We start from the raw sequence: 14,336 nt of genomic DNA, 5'->3' as shown, positions 1-14,336 counted from the left end.
AACTGCCAGTAGACGCAGAGTAAACCACGGCCGCGTGTACGGCCAAACCGGGGCTGCCAGTGTGTGCTGAGCGCTGGTCTAGTAACGCGGATCGGCGATCGCGGGCAGCACCAGTTCGCGCACGAAGCTGGACGGTGACAGCTGCAGCAGGGCGCGCACCATCGACACCACGTCGTGCACCGGCACGTACTCGCCATTGCCGCGTGCGGCCGCCTGCTGCAGCGGCACCGACAGTGCATCTTCGGTATTGAGGTAGCCCAGCTGCAGCGTCGTCACGGCCAGCCGCTGCTGGCGGAAACCTTCGCGCAGGGCATCGGCAATCCCGTTGAGCGCGAACTTGGACGCGCCGAAGGCCACCTCGGGGCGGCCACTGCGTGTCAGCGCCGAGGTCGAGCCGGTCAACACCAGTTGCGGGCGGCGCCCGCCGAGCACGCGCGGCAGCAGCTGCTTGAGCAGTAGCAGGGTGGCGGTGATGTTGACGTCCACCAGCTGCGCCAGCGCGCTGTCACTTTCGTTGAGGAAATCGTAGTCGTCACTGAATGCGGTCTCCTCCCAGATGCCAAGGTTATGGATGAGCACATCGAGATCCGTCGGCGCCTGCGCCGCGATGCTGGCGGCGGCCTGTGCTGGCTGGCTCAGGTCTGCTTCTATCCAGTGCAGGTCGATGCCCTCGCTGCAGTCCAGCTGCGTGGGGCGTGTGCGCGATACGCCGATGACGGTATCGCCGGGCCGGCAGAGGCCTTCCACGAAGGCGCGGCCAAGACCTTTGCTGGCGCCGATGACCATGAGTTTCATGCGATGTCCTTTGCTGTGGGGTGTCCGCTTCGGAGAGAATCCAGGCTGTGACCGGGGCCGGAGCGGTGGGGATGGAAGCAGGATCGTGCGATGGCGGTGTAATGCCCTTGCCGTCGCAGTGGCGCTGCGCGCTGCGCGATGCAGATATCGAGATGCAGGGCATCGGCGTGTCGCGCGCCGATGTGGCGCGGGTGCGACGTCAAGGGTTGCCGGATGCGTTCCTGAAATCGGAAGTGATCGATGCCTTCAGCGAACTGGAGGGCGAAATCCTGCGTCTGCGTTGGCTGCGGGCACAGGGACAGCCGGTGCCAACGGTGTTGGACACTGCGGAGGAGGGCGGTCGGCGTTGGCTGCTGATGAGCGCGTTGCCCGGCCATGACCTGGCATCGTCGCCGACGCTGGCGCCCGCCCAGGTGGTCGTGCTGCTGGCTGACGCGCTGCGCGCCCTGCATGCGCTGCCGGTTGCCGGTTGTCCGTTCGATCATCGCCTTGCATCGCGCTTGCCGGAGGTCGCTGCGCGCGTTGCCGCAGGGTTGATCGATGCGGATGATTTCGACGATGAGCGCCTGGGCCAGAGCGCCGAGCAGGTGCATGCCGAGCTGATCGCAACGTGCCCGGCCGATGAAGATCTGGTGGTAGCGCACGGCGATGCATGCCTGCCGAATCTGATGGCGGTCGACGGCCGCTTCAGCGGTTTCATCGATTGCGGCCGGCTGGGTGTGGCTGATCGTTGCCAGGACCTGGCGTTGGCCGCACGCAGCCTGGTCCACAACTATGGCGACACCCGCTGGGTTGCGCCCTTGCTGGCCCGCTATGGCATTGGTGCCGATGAACGCCGACTCGCGTTCTACCGCCTGCTGGACGAGTTCTTCTAGGTGCATGCAGGGTCCGCAGTTGCAGCAGGGCGCGGCAGGATCGGTCCTCAACAGCGGTTGAGGTCAAGCGCGACTGCCTGAATGGTGACTGGCCGACGGCTTGGATTCGGCTTTCAAGTGGACGAACGTTCGTTCATTGTTTGCCGCATGAACCGCACCGACCGCAATGAGCAACGCGCCTCGCAGATCCTGCAGGCGGCCCTGCAGTGCTTTCTGTCCAAGGGCTTCCATCAGACCAGCATGCGCGACATCGCGCAGGCGGCCGGGGTCAGCCTGGGCAATCTCTACAACCACTTTCCCGGCAAGGAGGCGCTGATCCTGGCGACGGCCAAGGCCGAACGGGACGAACTGCAGCCGTTGCTGCAGCGGTTGGCGGGATGCAATGGCGAACGTGCGCAGGTGCAGGGGTTCCTGCGGGACTTCCACACCCTGTGCCGGCAGCCGGAATGGGCGCTGTTGAGCGTGGAAGTGCTGGCCGAGAGCGCGCGTAATCCGGCGGTGGCGGCGGCATTCGCTGGCAACCGCGCGCAGTTGCAGCGCGGTCTTGCCGAGGCTTTGCAGGAGGTCGCACGTCGTGAGCGCCGCCGGCCCGTGCTGGCGCCCGCGCTGCAGGCGCAGGTGCTGCTGGATGCGATCGAGAGCGCTGCGCTGCGGCAGGGATTGGGTGAGGCGAGCGATGCCGATACCGACGTGCTTGATCCCGCTCTGCTGGCAGCTCTGCTTGGGGCGCGTGCGTGAGCACTGACGATCGGCGGCTGCATGGGCTGGACCTGGCGCGCTACCTCGCCCTGGCCGGCATGGTGCTGGTCAACTTCCGCCTGGCGATGGCCGCCGAGACCGAAGGCGGCGGCTGGCTTGCTGGATTCTTCCACCTGCTGGAAGGCAAGGCTTCGGCGACCTTCGTGACGCTGGCCGGGGTGGGCCTGATGCTCGCCACACAGCGACTGGCGTGGTGGCAGGCAAGCGTGCAGACCTGGCGGCGGGCCGTGTTCCTGGCCGTGCTCGGCCTGCTCAACCTGACCGTGTTTCCTGCCGATATCCTGCATTACTACGCGGTGTACTTCGCGCTGGCGGTGCTGTGGCTGCGCGCGTCGCCCCCTGTTCTGCTGGGCAGCATGGTGGCTCTGGCGATGGTCGCGTTCTGGACCCTGCTGCGCTGGGACTACAGCCAGGGCTGGAACTGGCAGACGCTGGCTTACGAGGGGCTGTGGCACTGGCCGGGTGCGATGCGCAACCTGCTGTTCAATGGCTTCCATCCGGTGTTGCCGTGGCTGTGCTTTTTCCTGCTGGGCATGCTGCTGGCGCGGCTGCCGCTGTCGCAACCCCGGGTGCAGCGTGCCTTGCTGCTGCTCGGCCTGCTGCTGATGGGGGCCGGCCAGGTGTTGCAGCAGTGGGGCCACGGCACGCCGTGGCAGGTGTGGCTGGCGACGCAGCCGATGCCGCCCGGTCCGGCCTATCTGCTGACCGGCGCAGGCGCGGCGTGTGCACTGATCGCGGGATGCCTGTGGCTGGTGCGGCTGCATCCTGGCGATTGGCTGGAACCGTTCACTGCGGCCGGACGGATGACGCTGAGCCTGTACATGGCGCACATCCTGATCGGCATGGGCGTGCTGGAATCGCTTGGACTGCTTGATGGCAGTGCCAGCCTGTCGTGGGTGCTGATGGCCGCGTTGTTGTTCGTGATGCTGGCGACCGCGGCGGCCTGGTTGTGGTCGTGGCAGTTCGCGCGCGGTCCGTTGGAAGCGGTCATGCGACGCATCGCCGGCTAGTTCTTTTGTCGCAGGAGAGCGATGTTGTGACCAGTTTGCCTGTGCGGATGCAAGGCCATCTGCGATAGTAGGTGTCGTCACCAAAGCACGCCTGCATCCATGTCATTCGCTTCGGCGCAGCAGATCGTTGAAGTCCTGCAGCAGTCCTACGACATCAACGCGACGGCGGTGGTGCCGCGTCCGGTGGGCGCCGACGCCAACGCGTGCGTGTTCCGCATCGATGCCCGCCACGACCATTGGTGGTTGAAGTGCCGCAACTTCCAGGTGGCGCCCGCGGTGTGGGACAGCCTGCATTGGCTGCGTGGCACCTTGGGCATCGAAGAGATTGTTGCGCCGTGGCCGGCATTGACCGGCGGCGCATCGGTGCAGCGCTGGGGCCTGCAGTTCACGCTGTTCCCCTACATCGAAGGGCAGTCGGGCTTCGAGGCACCGCTGAGCCGTGCGCAATGGCGCCAGCTGGGCGAAGTGCTGCGTCGCCTGCATGAGGCCGAGATTCCGCCGGCGTTGCGCCAGGCCCTGCCGACGCTGCGGCTTGAAACCGCAGCGGTCGACACGGTGGCGACATGGTTGCGCGATCCCTCGACGCTGGCGCAGGCGCAGGATCGATCCGGCAGTGCGTTCCTGGCGCTATGGCAGCAGCAGCGGCCGCGCATCGCCGAACTTCACCAGCGTGCCGAAGCGCTGCATCGCCAATTGCAGGGTGAAGCACCGGCGTTGCGCCTGTGCCACACCGACCTGCACGCGGGCAACCTGCTGATGGGGCAGGACGATGCACTCCACCTGATTGACTGGGATGGCCTGGCACTGGCCCCGCGCGAGCGTGACCTGATGTTTGTCGGCGCCGCGGTAGGTGGTCGCTGGGGGCGCGAGCATCCGCTCGGCTTCGCCGAAGGCTATGGCAGCGACCTGGGCGATCCGCGCTGGATTGCGTGGTACCGGCACTGGCGCATCCTGCAGGACCTGATCGAATTCGAGCAGATGCTGCTGGGCCCCGGCGCGGCGCAGCGCTCGTTGCAGCAGCACCGGCAAGCACTGCATTACCTGGGCGAGCAGTTCGCGCCGGGCAATGTGTTCGATGCGGCCGAGCGCGCGTACCAGGTGCTGTAGGGGGTCCGGCCGGGCTGCGCCCGGCACCTGCAGAGGCCGAAGCAACTGCAACAGCCGAAGCAACAGCAACAGCAAAAGCTGGCAGCCTCCTGTGGGATGGCGGGGTGGGTCCGGTTGCGGGGGACGCCGTAAATCCCCAGACCGGCCCAGCCGCTGGCGGCTGTGCGTTCGGGCGCTTGCGAAGCAGTGCTTCGCAATCAAAGCGCCCTCACCCATGGAGGCTCGGTCGCGCCATCCATGGCGCTCACGCCCCCGCAACCGGACCCACCCCGCCTTCGACAATTCCTCGCTGCTGTTGGTGGGTGTCGACCTTGGTCGACACGGTAGATCCACGCCATGCGTGGATGCTCTTCGATCATTTGATCAATTGTCGAAATATTCGATTTCGATGGAGATTCATCCACGCATGGCGTGGATCTACCAGACACCGGGGAATTGTCGAAGGCGGGGCGGTGTCGGATTGCGGGGTGTCCGCGGCATGGATGCCGCGGCCAAGCCTACAAGGACGTACTTGCGGCGTCCCCGCCATCCGACACCGCCCCGCCATCCCACGGAACGCCCGCTGTTGCCGTTGCTGTTGAGGTTGCCGGCCAGCGGCCGGCACTACCACGGGTGCCGGGCGCAGCCCGGCCGGAACCCGGAACCCTTACTCTGCCGGCTTGGCCGCTGCGCTCGCGGCGACGCTCGCTGCACGCCGTGACAGCACTGCTTCGCGATGGGCGATGTAGGCGTTGGCGGCGAGGATGATGCCGGCGCCAATGATGGTCCAGCGATCCACCGTCTCGGCGAACAACAGCCAGCCACACAAGGTCACCAGCGGCAGTTGCAGGAAGCTGATCGGGGTCAGCGCGGAGACTTCGCCCAGGCGCAGTGCGCGTGTCCACAGCAACTGGCCGATGGTGCCCAGCACGCCGGTGGCCAGCAACCAGACCCAGGCGATGCCGGTGGGCCACACCCATACGAACAAGGCCGGTATCAGCGACAGCGGTACCCAGAACACGTAGGTGTAAAGCACCACGGTGTCGGCGCTGTCGATCCGGGTGAGCTGCTTGATCTGGATCGCCACCAGCGAGCTGAGCACGGCGGCGGCCACGGCGATCAGGCTGCCGGACGTGAAGCCGGCCGTGCCCGGCCGCACGATCACCAGCACGCCGATGAAGCCGACCACCACCGCTGCCCAGCGCCGTACGCGTACCGTTTCGCCCAGCCACAGCACCGCCGCGATGGTGACGAACAACGGGGTGGAGTAGGACAGCGAAACGGCCTGTGCCAGGGGCAGGTGGCCCAACGCCCAGAACGCGCACAGCATCGAGCCCAGGCCGATCGCGCTGCGCAGGAAATAGCGCGGCAGCTGCTGGGTCTTCAACGGTGCATGGCCTGGGCGCAGCAGCATCGGCAGCAGGGCGAGCAGGCCGAAGGCATTGCGGAAGAACGCCACTTCCTGGGTCGGCACGTAGCGGGTGGCGTAGCGGATCGCCACCGCCATCAGCCCAAACGCCATGGTGCTGCCGAGCATCAGCAGCGCCGCCCGCAATGGGGTGGCGCTGGCGGGTAGGGCGGGTGTGCTCACCACTGTGCGCCGAGCAGGCGGGGCTCCGGTTCGATCGGCACGCCGAACTTCTCCAGTACCGAGGCGGAGATCCGCCGTGCCAGCGCCAGCAGTTCAGTGCCGGTGGCGTTGCCGTGGTTGACCAGCACCAGCGCGTGGCTGGGCGCAACGCCGGCATCACCTTCGCGGAAGCCCTTCCAGCCACAGGATTCGATCATCCAGGCCGCCGAGACCTTGCGGCGGTCATCACGGTCCGCCGGGAACACCGGCAGCTCGGGGAAGTGCTGCAGCAGCACCTCCACCTGTTCCAGCGGCAGCACCGGGTTCTTGAAGAAGCTGCCCGCGTTGCCCAGTACGTCGGGGTCGGGCAGCTTGCGGCGACGGATCGCGATCACCGCATTGGCCACGTCCACCGCGCTCGGCAGTTCCACGCCCTGCGCCTGCAGTTCTTCGCGGATGCCGGCGTAGCCCATGCGCAGGTCGTGCAGCAGCGGCAGTTTCAGTTCAATGGCGGTGATCAGGTAGCGGTCCGGCTGCTGCTTGAACACGCTGTCGCGGTAGGCGAAGCCACACTGTTCGTTGTCCAGCCGTACCCAGGTTTTTTCCTGGCAGTCCCAGGCCTCTACGGTCTGGATGAACTCGCCGACCTGCGCGCCATAGGCGCCGATGTTCTGGATCGGCGATGCGCCGGCGGTGCCGGGAATCAGGGCCAGGTTTTCCAGGCCGGACAGGCCTTCCTGCAGCGACCACATCACCAGCCCGTGCCAGGACACGCCGGCTCCAGCGCGGATCACGGCGTGGTCGGCACGGTGTTCGAGGAAACTGATTTCGCGGTTGCCGAACACGAGCACGGTGCCGGGCAGGTCTTCGGCGATCAGCACATTGCTGCCGCTGCCGAGCACCAGCAGCGGGCCATTGGCCACTTCCGGCAACGCCAGAACCTCCGGCAGCAGCGCGGCGTCGTGCAGTTCCAGCAACTGCGCTGCGCTGGCCTGCACGTGGAACGTGTTCAGGGCCTGCAGTGGCGCGTTGTGGGTGAGGGTCCAGCGCAGCGGTGCTGCAGCGTTGTTGGTGTCGTCCATGGGCGTGCTCACAGGGGTGCCACCGCGCCGCGGCTGGGCGCCTCGCGTCGGCGGCGGATCGCCTCCACGCACTCGGCGACCAATGCCGGGCCCTTGAAGATCAGGCCGCTGTAGCACTGCACCAGCGCCGCACCGGCGGCCATCTTGGCCACGGCGTCGGCACCGGAAAGGATGCCGCCGACTCCGACCAGCGGCACTGATTCGGGCAGGCGTGCACGCAGGCGGCGCAGTACCAGGGTGGACTGTTCCAGCACCGGTGCACCGGACAGCCCGCCGGCTTCATTGGCCAGCGGATCGCCGGCAACCCGGCTGTGGTCGATGGTGGTGTTGGTGGCGATCACGCCGTCCACCTGCAGTTCGCCAAGTACGCGCGCGGCGGCATCGATGTCGCGCTCGCTGAGGTCCGGGGCCACCTTCACCAGCATCGGCACGCGCCGACCATGCTGCGCGGCCAGTGCTTCCTGGCGCTCACGCAGCTGGCTGACCAGCTGCCGCAGCGCGGTCTCTTCCTGCAGCTCGCGCAGGCCGGCCGTGTTGGGCGAGGAAATGTTGACGGTGATGTAGTCGGCCAGCGGGTACACCTTGTCCATGCAGGCGATGTAGTCATCGGCCGCCTGTTCGTTGGGGGTGTCCTTGTTCTTGCCGATGTTGATGCCGAGCAGGCCGCGCCGGCTGCGCGCGCGTTCGACGTTGCGCACCAGCGCATCCACGCCGGCGTTGTTGAAGCCCATGCGGTTGATGATCGCGTTGTGCGCCGGCAGCCGGAACAGGCGCGGCTTGGGGTTGCCGGCCTGCGGTCGCGGCGTGATCGTGCCGATCTCCACGAAGCCGAAGCCCAGCGCGAACAGTGCATCGATGTGCTCGCCATTCTTGTCCAGGCCGGCAGCAAGGCCGACCGGATTGGGGAACGTCAGCCCGAACACCGTGCTGGGCATCGGCGCGATGCGTGCGGCCACCAGCGGCGTGGTGCCGGTGCGATAGGCCAGGTCCAGAGCGGACAGGCCGAGACCGTGGGCGCGTTCGGCGTCGAGCGAGAACAGGAAGGGGCGGGCAAGCGAATACATGCGTTGGTTTCAGTCCAGCGTGCCGAGGAAGGCTCGGGTTCGATATTCAAAAGCGACCTGGCCGTCGACCGCGTGGGCGGCGAACAGGTCCTGCAGCGCAGCCAGCATCGGCGCGTGGCGCGGATGGCCGGGCTGCGGCGCGTAGGAAGAAGACAGCAGGCGCCCGCGCAGGGCGTCCAGGTCCAGGTGCTGCACGTTCGGCAGCTGCACCATGCCGCGCAGGCCGGAGCCGAACCAGGCCTGCATGGTGGCGTCGTCCTGGTAGCGTTCGGCCACGGCGGTGTAGTCGGTGCCGTAGTCCAGCAGCAGTTGTTCGTAGCCGACCAGGAACGGGCTGGCATCGAGCAGGCGCGAATTCCAGTAGATCAGCGCCAGGCCGCCCGGGCGCAGGATGCGCTGCCATTCGGCGCGCACGGCCACGGTGTCGAACCAGTGGAAGGCCTGCGCGGCGCCGACCAGATCAACGCTGGCATCGGCCAGCCCGGTGGCCTCGGCCCGGCCATCGACGGCGGAGAACTGCGGATACTGCGGCGCCAGCCAGTGCTCGGCGGCGGCGCGCATCGCCGCGTTGGGTTCGACGGCGACCAGTGGATGGCCGGCGGCCAGGAACTGCCGGCTGGAGATGCCGGTGCCGGCGCCGATGTCAGCGACACGCGCGCTGATTGCCACGGCCATGGAGCCATGCAGCCAGTCCATCAGGGCAGGCGGATAGTCCGGGCGGTAGCGGACATAGTCCGCGACGCGGCTGCTGAAGCGTTCAGTGCTGTCGGCGGAGGTCATCGTGCTTTCACCAGCGCAGTCCAGGTTTGGCGTCGGCGCCGGCGGCCACCATCGCGAAGATCAGGATGGCCACCAGGCCCACCGCAGCGAGGATGTTGAGCCAACCCATGATCAACCCGGCCAGGGCCATGCCATCGCCGTCCTGTTCGCCGGCGCGGCGGCGGATCTCGGCGCGGGCCAGGTGCCCGGTGATGATGGCAACGAGGGCGGCGACACCCGGCAGCACGGTCCAGCTGCAGATGCCCGCGATCAGGCTGACCACGGCCAGGGCGTTGCTCTGTCGGGGTGGCACGCTCATCGAGTCCTCCGTGGCAGTGCCGACATGATAGTGCGTCTGCCCCGGCAATCCCATGGTCCGGCCAATGCAAGGCTGCCAGGCAAGGTTGGCAACCATCGGAGCCGAGCGCGGGGTGGCTTTGGCAGGCGTCGACCTTGGTCGACGAATGCGGCGCCAACCAAGGTTGGTAGCTACCGAGGGATCGGCGCTAGCCCATCAGCACCTGGCCGCCATCGACATTGAGCACGTGGCCGGTGATCCAGCGCGCAAGCGGCGAACACAGGAACAGCGCGGCATCGGCGATCTCGCGCGGCTGCCCGAAGCGGCCGAACGGAATCTTCGCCAGGGTGCCGTGGTACAGGGCGGGATCTTCGACACGACGTCGATCCCAGAGGCCATCGGCAAATTCGATCGAGCCCGGTGCGATGGCGTTGACCCGGATCCGGTCCGGCGCCAGCGCCAGGGCCTGCGACGTCGTGTAGTGCGACAGCGCGGCCTTGGCCGCCGCATACGGTGCGCCGCCGGGACGCGGTTGCTGCGCGGCGATCGAGGACAGGTTGAGGATGCAGGCGTCGGACGAGGCGCGCAGCCACGGCAGCGCAAGGCGCGATGCGCGGACCGCCGCCATCAGGTCGATCTGCAGGCTGGCGGCCCAGCCGTCTTCGTCATCGGCCATGCCGTAGCCGGTGGCGTTGTTGACCAGCACATCGATGCCGCCGAGCGCATCGGCAGCGGCCTGCAGCCAGGCGCCGATGCGGCGTAGGTCGCCCAGATCGGTGGCGAAGGTGTGCAGCTGCGTGCCCTGGGCCTGCGCATCGGCCTGCAGAGCATCCAGCCCCGCCTGGCCGCGGGCGCAGGCCGAGACCTGCGCACCGGCGCGGGCGAAGGCCAGCGCCAGTTCGCGGCCGATGCCCTTGCTGCCACCGGCGATCAGCACCCGGCGGCCGGTGAACTCGAGGGTCGGAGCCCCTGTGGGGATCCGACCCTGAGTGGTCGGCACGGCATGGGTCGGATCCCCGGAGGGGCTCTGACCCATGTGCATGGCCGGACCGTTTGCCATCACAGGTCGAACTTGATGCCCTGGGCCAGCGGCAGCGAATCCGAATAGTTGATGGTGTTGGTCTGGCGGCGCATGTAGACCTTCCATGCATCCGAACCGGACTCGCGACCACCGCCGGTGTCCTTCTCGCCACCGAAGGCGCCACCGATTTCCGCGCCCGAGGTGCCGATGTTGACGTTGGCGATGCCGCAGTCCGAACCGGCCGCCGACAGGAAGCGCTCGGCAGTCTTCAGGTTGGTGGTGAAGATCGACGAGGACAGGCCCTGCGGCACGCCATTCTGCATGTCGATGGCTTCGTCCAGCGTGCTGTACTTCATCACGTACAGGATCGGCGCGAAGGTCTCGTGCTGCACCACTTCATCGCTGTTCTTCAGGCCGGTGACGATGGCCGGCAGCACGAAGTTGCCGGGGCGGTCGATGCGCGTGCCGCCGGTTTCGATGGTGCCGCCGCTGGCCTTGGCCTTTTCGATGGAGGCCAGGAACTGCTGCACGGCACCGTCGCTGTTGAGCGGGCCCATCAGGTTGGCCGGGTCGGTCGGATCGCCGATCTTGCCTTCCACCTGCTTGTACGCCTTGACCAGCGTGGCCAGCACGTCGTCATGGATGGATTCGTGCACGATCAGGCGGCGGGTGGTGGTGCAGCGCTGGCCGGCGGTGCCGACCGCACCGAACACGATGCCGGGAATGGCCAGCTTCAGATCGGCGGTTTCGTCGAGGATGATCGCGTTGTTGCCGCCCAGTTCCAGCAGGCAGCGGCCGAGGCGGTGCGCGACCTTCTCGGCGACCGTGCGGCCGACCTGGGTTGAGCCGGTGAAGCTGATCAGCGGCACGCGCTTGTCGGCCACCATCTTTTCCGACAGCGCGGTGCCGGCGTCGTTGATCAGGAAGAACAGGTCCGGGAAACCGGCATCGCGCAGCGCTTCATTGCAGATGCGCATCGAGGCGATGGCGGTCAGCGGGGTCTTGTTGGACGGCTTCCACAGGCAGATGTCGCCGCAGATCGTGGCCAGGAACGAGTTCCATGCCCACACCGCCACCGGGAAGTTGAACGCGCTGATGATGCCGACCAGGCCGAGCGGCTGGTACTGCTCGTACATGCGGTGGCCGGGGCGCTCGGAATGCATGGTGTAGCCGTACAGCATGCGGCTCTGGCCCACGGCGAAGTCGGCGATGTCGATCATCTCCTGCACTTCACCGTCGCCTTCAGGCTTGCTCTTGCCCATTTCCAGCGCGACCAGCGAACCGAGGGCGTCCTTGTTCCTGCGCAGCGCTTCGCCGCACAGGCGCACGGCTTCACCGCGACGCGGGGCCGGCGTGGTGCGCCAGACCTTGAAGGCTTCCTGGGCGCGCGCGATGACGGTTTCGTACTCGGCTTCGGTGGTGGCGCGGACCTGCGCGATCGGCTCGCCCGTGGTCGGATTGATCGGGGTGATCAGTTCACCACCGGTAGCGCTCGACCACTCCCCGTTGCCCAGGTAGGTGCCAGCGTTGATCGCGTCCAGACCAAGGGACTTGAGCAGCTCGGAAGACATGCAGACTCCTGTGTTTCGTTACGTTGTGTTTGGTGCCGTCGCGGGCAGGTGGGGGCGCGACGAACTGAGCCGCCGATGGTAGCAGAGCGCCCGGACTGGCCATGGTGCGCCGCGCCAGTGGCAATGGTGTGGCAGATGAAAGCTTGGAGGGCAGGGCGGCTTGCCTGTAAACTTGGCGGCTGCATGGCCCCGTAGCTCAGCTGGATAGAGCGTCCCCCTCCTAAGGGGAAGGTCGCCCGTTCGAATCGGGCCGGGGTCACCATAATCAATGGCTTAGGCCATTCGGCGCATAGCCATTCGGCGCATAGCGTCTACTCCACTGTTTTCGGCATATCCATGCCGTTTGGTCACAGTAGTCACAGTCGGTCTGCGACTGCGAATCTATCTGGCAGGAAGCCGAGCGCGCGGGGTGTCCTTCATGAGCGTGGCGCGAATGGCGGCGAGCCTTTCCGCCGGCGTTCGGGCGGAGCGCATCACGGCATCGATGCCAGGCTTCCAGCGGGTCAGCTTTTCGGTTTCGTGGTTCCAGTGGAGGATGTCCCGTATCGCGACGCCGTCCACAACCCGCATCACCAGATGGTTGCCGGTTCCATTCGACGCGAGCGCCACAAGATCAAGTGAGCGAAGGTGCATTCCCCACGCACCGCGCAGGTTCTCATACGTGACCGATCCGGCCGTCTTCCGCGGGTTGCCAGGGTCAAAGACCGGGAAAAATCGCCACCCACCCGGTAGCTCGGTGCCGTTGTGCGTGAGCCAGACGGCCCTGAGTTCAACTGGAAACACAACGCACAGCTCCCGCTCTGCCTCATCAATGAGCGCCGCAGTGGCAACGGTGGTACCTCCCGGCATCGTCGTCTCCTTTGTTCGGGACTGCCGATTGTACGAAACGAGCATCGGGCCGGGGTTGCCAAAATCAATGAGTCAGGCAAGCGCAGTGGCGTGCAACTCCCACTGTTTCCCGCATATCCACAGGATTTGGTCCCAACGGTCCCAGCGGCGCCGGTCAGTACCGGAGCTTCGCCACGGCGCGATCATCGCCTTCAGGCGTCAAATGGGCGTAGTACTTCTCGGTCGTGGCGTAATCAGCGTGCCCGGCCAGGATCTGCACCTTTCGCAACGGCACCCCGGCCATGACCATGTGGGCGCAGAAGGTGTGCCGTAGCCGGTGGAGGCTGCCGCCGATTCCCGCACGCTTGGCATCCGAGGCGAACCAGTCGGATACCGTGTCCTTGTGCACGGCGGCCAGCGGATCGGGTAGGTGGCGCAGCGCCCAGCGCGCATACCGATTCAGTGGCACCTCGCGCCACTTGCCCGACTTCGTGCGTCCCTGGTCATCTTCGTCCGGATCGCTCTCGACCCTGAGCCTGCGCCCGGCCACCGAGTCCTTGCCCAGTCCGACCAGCTCCCCGCGGTACAATCCCGTGTGGGCCATGAACAGCCACAGTGCTGCCCGGGCAGGGTTGGTACGATGGAGCTTGCGCATCGCCGCCCGGTCGTAGATCCGCGGCGAGCTGAAGCAGCCGCGCGACGGCAGCCAGCACTATCTGATTCACAAGATCGGCCATCTGATGATCGACAACGTAGAAGGTTGGGAGCAGCTGGACCCGCATGACGCGGTGAAGCGTCTGCCCACGTCGGGCGCATCGACGCGCGCCCGCAACAGCGCCGGCGCCATGGATTACGTCCTGCAGCCTGTCCAGCCTTCGCAGTTTGCCGTTGTTGCCGGCTGGCTTGACTCACCTGAGGCGACCCTGCGCTGGGCAGGTCCCGGCATTCCCTTCCCCTTGCCTGCCGAAGCCTTCGCCGCTGCATTGGCGTTGCCTTCGCGTCCGGGCTGGACACTGCAGGATGCCGACGGCACCTGCCTGGGCTTCGGCCAGTATTGGCAGACAACACCCGGCAGCACGCACCTCGGGCGCATCATCGTGTCGCCGCAGGCACGCGGCCGTGGTCTTGGCCGGGTGTTGATGACGGCGCTGTGCGCCGAAGCCGTTCGCCGCACCGCTGCGGTGCAGCTGACGTTGAAGGTCTATAGGGCCAATCTGGCGGCCGTGGTGCTGTACCGCGACCTCGGCTTCGTCGCCAGCGAAGACGCCTCCACGCCGGAGCTGCTGTTCATGGCCTGCGATACAACCTGAGCGGGAAAGGGCAGGGCTCTGCACTCCCGCTGCACATCCTGTGCACGCGCTGCTGCAAGCGGACTCGGCAGTCTGGTGCCGTCCCCATCGGTTGCCTAGGAGCGCCCCCATGAATACCCCCGGCACCCCCAAGCCTTCCTGGCGCCAGCGCAACGTGCTGTTGACCGTCGCCGCCGTGCTGCTGGCGATCGTGCTGATCCTGCTCTTCGTGCCCTGGTAGAAGCCTGGCTGCCGCCAAGCGCGGCGCGATCACCCTTCCACTTCAGCTCCCGCCGGTAGCCCATGGCCCGGCGGTTTTTCTGTGCGCG

Annotated in this window: 15 protein-coding genes and 1 tRNA gene; 6 read left to right on the top strand and 10 right to left on the bottom strand. The window is 66.9% G+C overall.

Annotation, left to right across the window (positions count from 1 at the left end; genetic code table 11):
- Positions 1-78: 78 nt before the first annotated feature.
- Positions 79-795 carry an SDR family oxidoreductase gene (locus tag M2299_RS12385; RefSeq protein WP_280884439.1) on the bottom strand — a complete coding sequence of 239 codons (717 nt, stop codon included), beginning with the start codon at positions 793-795 and terminating at the stop codon, positions 79-81.
- A gap of 101 nt (positions 796-896) precedes the next feature.
- On the opposite strand from M2299_RS12385, the gene M2299_RS12380 reads away from it, so the two are divergent.
- The 4 genes from M2299_RS12380 to M2299_RS12365 all read left to right on the top strand — a co-directional run bounded on the left by M2299_RS12380 (position 897) and on the right by M2299_RS12365 (position 4,546).
- Positions 897-1,670, top strand: a complete 774-nt coding sequence (locus tag M2299_RS12380) for an APH(3')-II family aminoglycoside O-phosphotransferase (RefSeq protein ID WP_280884438.1) — start codon at positions 897-899, stop codon at positions 1,668-1,670.
- A 147-nt stretch (positions 1,671-1,817) separates the two neighbouring features.
- Positions 1,818-2,408 carry a TetR/AcrR family transcriptional regulator gene (locus tag M2299_RS12375; protein WP_280884437.1) on the top strand — a complete coding sequence of 197 codons (591 nt, stop codon included), beginning with the start codon at positions 1,818-1,820 and terminating at the stop codon, positions 2,406-2,408.
- On the top strand, positions 2,405-3,439 hold the full coding sequence (locus tag M2299_RS12370) for a DUF418 domain-containing protein (RefSeq protein ID WP_280884436.1): 1,035 nt from the start codon (positions 2,405-2,407) through the stop codon (positions 3,437-3,439). Before M2299_RS12375 ends, M2299_RS12370 begins: the two co-directional genes overlap by 4 nt.
- A gap of 99 nt (positions 3,440-3,538) precedes the next feature.
- Positions 3,539-4,546, top strand: coding sequence for an aminoglycoside phosphotransferase family protein (locus tag M2299_RS12365; protein WP_180831234.1), 1,008 nt, complete (start codon positions 3,539-3,541; stop codon positions 4,544-4,546).
- A 646-nt stretch (positions 4,547-5,192) separates the two neighbouring features.
- On the opposite strand, the gene M2299_RS12360 is transcribed toward M2299_RS12365, so the two are convergent.
- The 7 genes from M2299_RS12360 to M2299_RS12330 all read right to left on the bottom strand — a co-directional run bounded on the left by M2299_RS12360 (position 5,193) and on the right by M2299_RS12330 (position 11,890).
- Positions 5,193-6,080, bottom strand: coding sequence for a DMT family transporter (locus tag M2299_RS12360; protein WP_080148972.1), 888 nt, complete (start codon positions 6,078-6,080; stop codon positions 5,193-5,195).
- A 32-nt stretch (positions 6,081-6,112) separates the two neighbouring features.
- Positions 6,113-7,177 (bottom strand): UDP-N-acetylmuramate dehydrogenase, encoded by a 1,065-nt coding sequence (gene murB / locus M2299_RS12355; protein ID WP_051584982.1) that lies wholly within the window; start codon positions 7,175-7,177, stop codon positions 6,113-6,115.
- Between the two features lie 8 nt (positions 7,178-7,185).
- Positions 7,186-8,241, bottom strand: coding sequence for a quinone-dependent dihydroorotate dehydrogenase (locus tag M2299_RS12350; protein WP_280884435.1), 1,056 nt, complete (start codon positions 8,239-8,241; stop codon positions 7,186-7,188).
- A 9-nt stretch (positions 8,242-8,250) separates the two neighbouring features.
- The gene (locus M2299_RS12345) at positions 8,251-9,021 is read right to left on the bottom strand and encodes a class I SAM-dependent methyltransferase (RefSeq protein WP_280884434.1); all 771 of its coding nucleotides are present in this window, start codon (positions 9,019-9,021) and stop codon (positions 8,251-8,253) included.
- A gap of 7 nt (positions 9,022-9,028) precedes the next feature.
- A complete protein-coding gene (locus tag M2299_RS12340; protein WP_025874887.1) occupies positions 9,029-9,319 on the bottom strand; it encodes a DUF4190 domain-containing protein in 291 nt (96 codons plus the stop codon).
- Positions 9,320-9,506: 187 nt separating this feature from the next.
- Positions 9,507-10,358, bottom strand: coding sequence for an SDR family oxidoreductase (locus M2299_RS12335; RefSeq protein ID WP_280884433.1), 852 nt, complete (start codon positions 10,356-10,358; stop codon positions 9,507-9,509).
- Entirely contained in the window at positions 10,358-11,890 is a 1,533-nt protein-coding gene (locus M2299_RS12330; protein ID WP_080148969.1) for an aldehyde dehydrogenase family protein, read from the bottom strand. The genes M2299_RS12335 and M2299_RS12330 overlap by 1 nt, the downstream gene beginning before the upstream one ends.
- Before the next feature lie 185 nt (positions 11,891-12,075).
- Between M2299_RS12330 and M2299_RS12325 the strand changes: the two genes are divergently transcribed.
- Positions 12,076-12,152, top strand: a tRNA-Arg gene (locus tag M2299_RS12325).
- A 119-nt stretch (positions 12,153-12,271) separates the two neighbouring features.
- Here M2299_RS12325 and M2299_RS12320 read toward each other — a convergent pair.
- Together M2299_RS12320 and M2299_RS12315 are read right to left on the bottom strand one after the other, a co-directional pair.
- Positions 12,272-12,739, bottom strand: a complete 468-nt coding sequence (locus M2299_RS12320; RefSeq protein WP_280884432.1) for an SMI1/KNR4 family protein — start codon at positions 12,737-12,739, stop codon at positions 12,272-12,274.
- Positions 12,740-12,893: 154 nt separating this feature from the next.
- Entirely contained in the window at positions 12,894-13,373 is a 480-nt protein-coding gene (locus M2299_RS12315) for a tyrosine-type recombinase/integrase (RefSeq protein ID WP_280884431.1), read from the bottom strand.
- A gap of 85 nt (positions 13,374-13,458) precedes the next feature.
- On the opposite strand from M2299_RS12315, the gene M2299_RS12310 reads away from it, so the two are divergent.
- Positions 13,459-14,028 carry a GNAT family N-acetyltransferase gene (locus tag M2299_RS12310; RefSeq protein WP_345782461.1) on the top strand — a complete coding sequence of 190 codons (570 nt, stop codon included), beginning with the start codon at positions 13,459-13,461 and terminating at the stop codon, positions 14,026-14,028.
- The last annotated feature ends 308 nt before the right edge of the window (positions 14,029-14,336 follow it).

Origin of the sequence: Stenotrophomonas sp. 1278 (genome assembly GCF_029892765.1) — a bacterium.
Classification (GTDB): domain Bacteria; phylum Pseudomonadota; class Gammaproteobacteria; order Xanthomonadales; family Xanthomonadaceae; genus Stenotrophomonas; species Stenotrophomonas indicatrix.
This window is presented reverse-complemented; position numbering and strand designations above follow the sequence as displayed.

Bases quoted from the DNA above. Each gene is read 5' to 3' on its own strand.
- M2299_RS12385 (WP_280884439.1), bottom strand. From the start codon at position 795: ATGAAACTCATGGTCATCGGCGCCAGCAAAGGTCTTGGCCGCGCCTTC.
- M2299_RS12380 (WP_280884438.1), top strand. From the start codon at position 897: ATGCCCTTGCCGTCGCAGTGGCGCTGCGCGCTGCGCGATGCAGATATC.
- M2299_RS12375 (WP_280884437.1), top strand. From the start codon at position 1,818: ATGAACCGCACCGACCGCAATGAGCAACGCGCCTCGCAGATCCTGCAG.
- M2299_RS12365 (WP_180831234.1), top strand. From the start codon at position 3,539: ATGTCATTCGCTTCGGCGCAGCAGATCGTTGAAGTCCTGCAGCAGTCC.
- murB (WP_051584982.1), bottom strand. From the start codon at position 7,177: ATGGACGACACCAACAACGCTGCAGCACCGCTGCGCTGGACCCTCACC.
- M2299_RS12350 (WP_280884435.1), bottom strand. From the start codon at position 8,241: ATGTATTCGCTTGCCCGCCCCTTCCTGTTCTCGCTCGACGCCGAACGC.
- M2299_RS12345 (WP_280884434.1), bottom strand. From the start codon at position 9,021: ATGACCTCCGCCGACAGCACTGAACGCTTCAGCAGCCGCGTCGCGGAC.
- M2299_RS12340 (WP_025874887.1), bottom strand. From the start codon at position 9,319: ATGAGCGTGCCACCCCGACAGAGCAACGCCCTGGCCGTGGTCAGCCTG.
- M2299_RS12335 (WP_280884433.1), bottom strand. From the start codon at position 10,358: ATGGCAAACGGTCCGGCCATGCACATGGGTCAGAGCCCCTCCGGGGAT.
- M2299_RS12330 (WP_080148969.1), bottom strand. From the start codon at position 11,890: ATGTCTTCCGAGCTGCTCAAGTCCCTTGGTCTGGACGCGATCAACGCT.
- M2299_RS12320 (WP_280884432.1), bottom strand. From the start codon at position 12,739: ATGCCGGGAGGTACCACCGTTGCCACTGCGGCGCTCATTGATGAGGCA.
- M2299_RS12315 (WP_280884431.1), bottom strand. From the start codon at position 13,373: ATGCGCAAGCTCCATCGTACCAACCCTGCCCGGGCAGCACTGTGGCTG.
- M2299_RS12310 (WP_345782461.1), top strand. From the start codon at position 13,459: ATGATCGACAACGTAGAAGGTTGGGAGCAGCTGGACCCGCATGACGCG.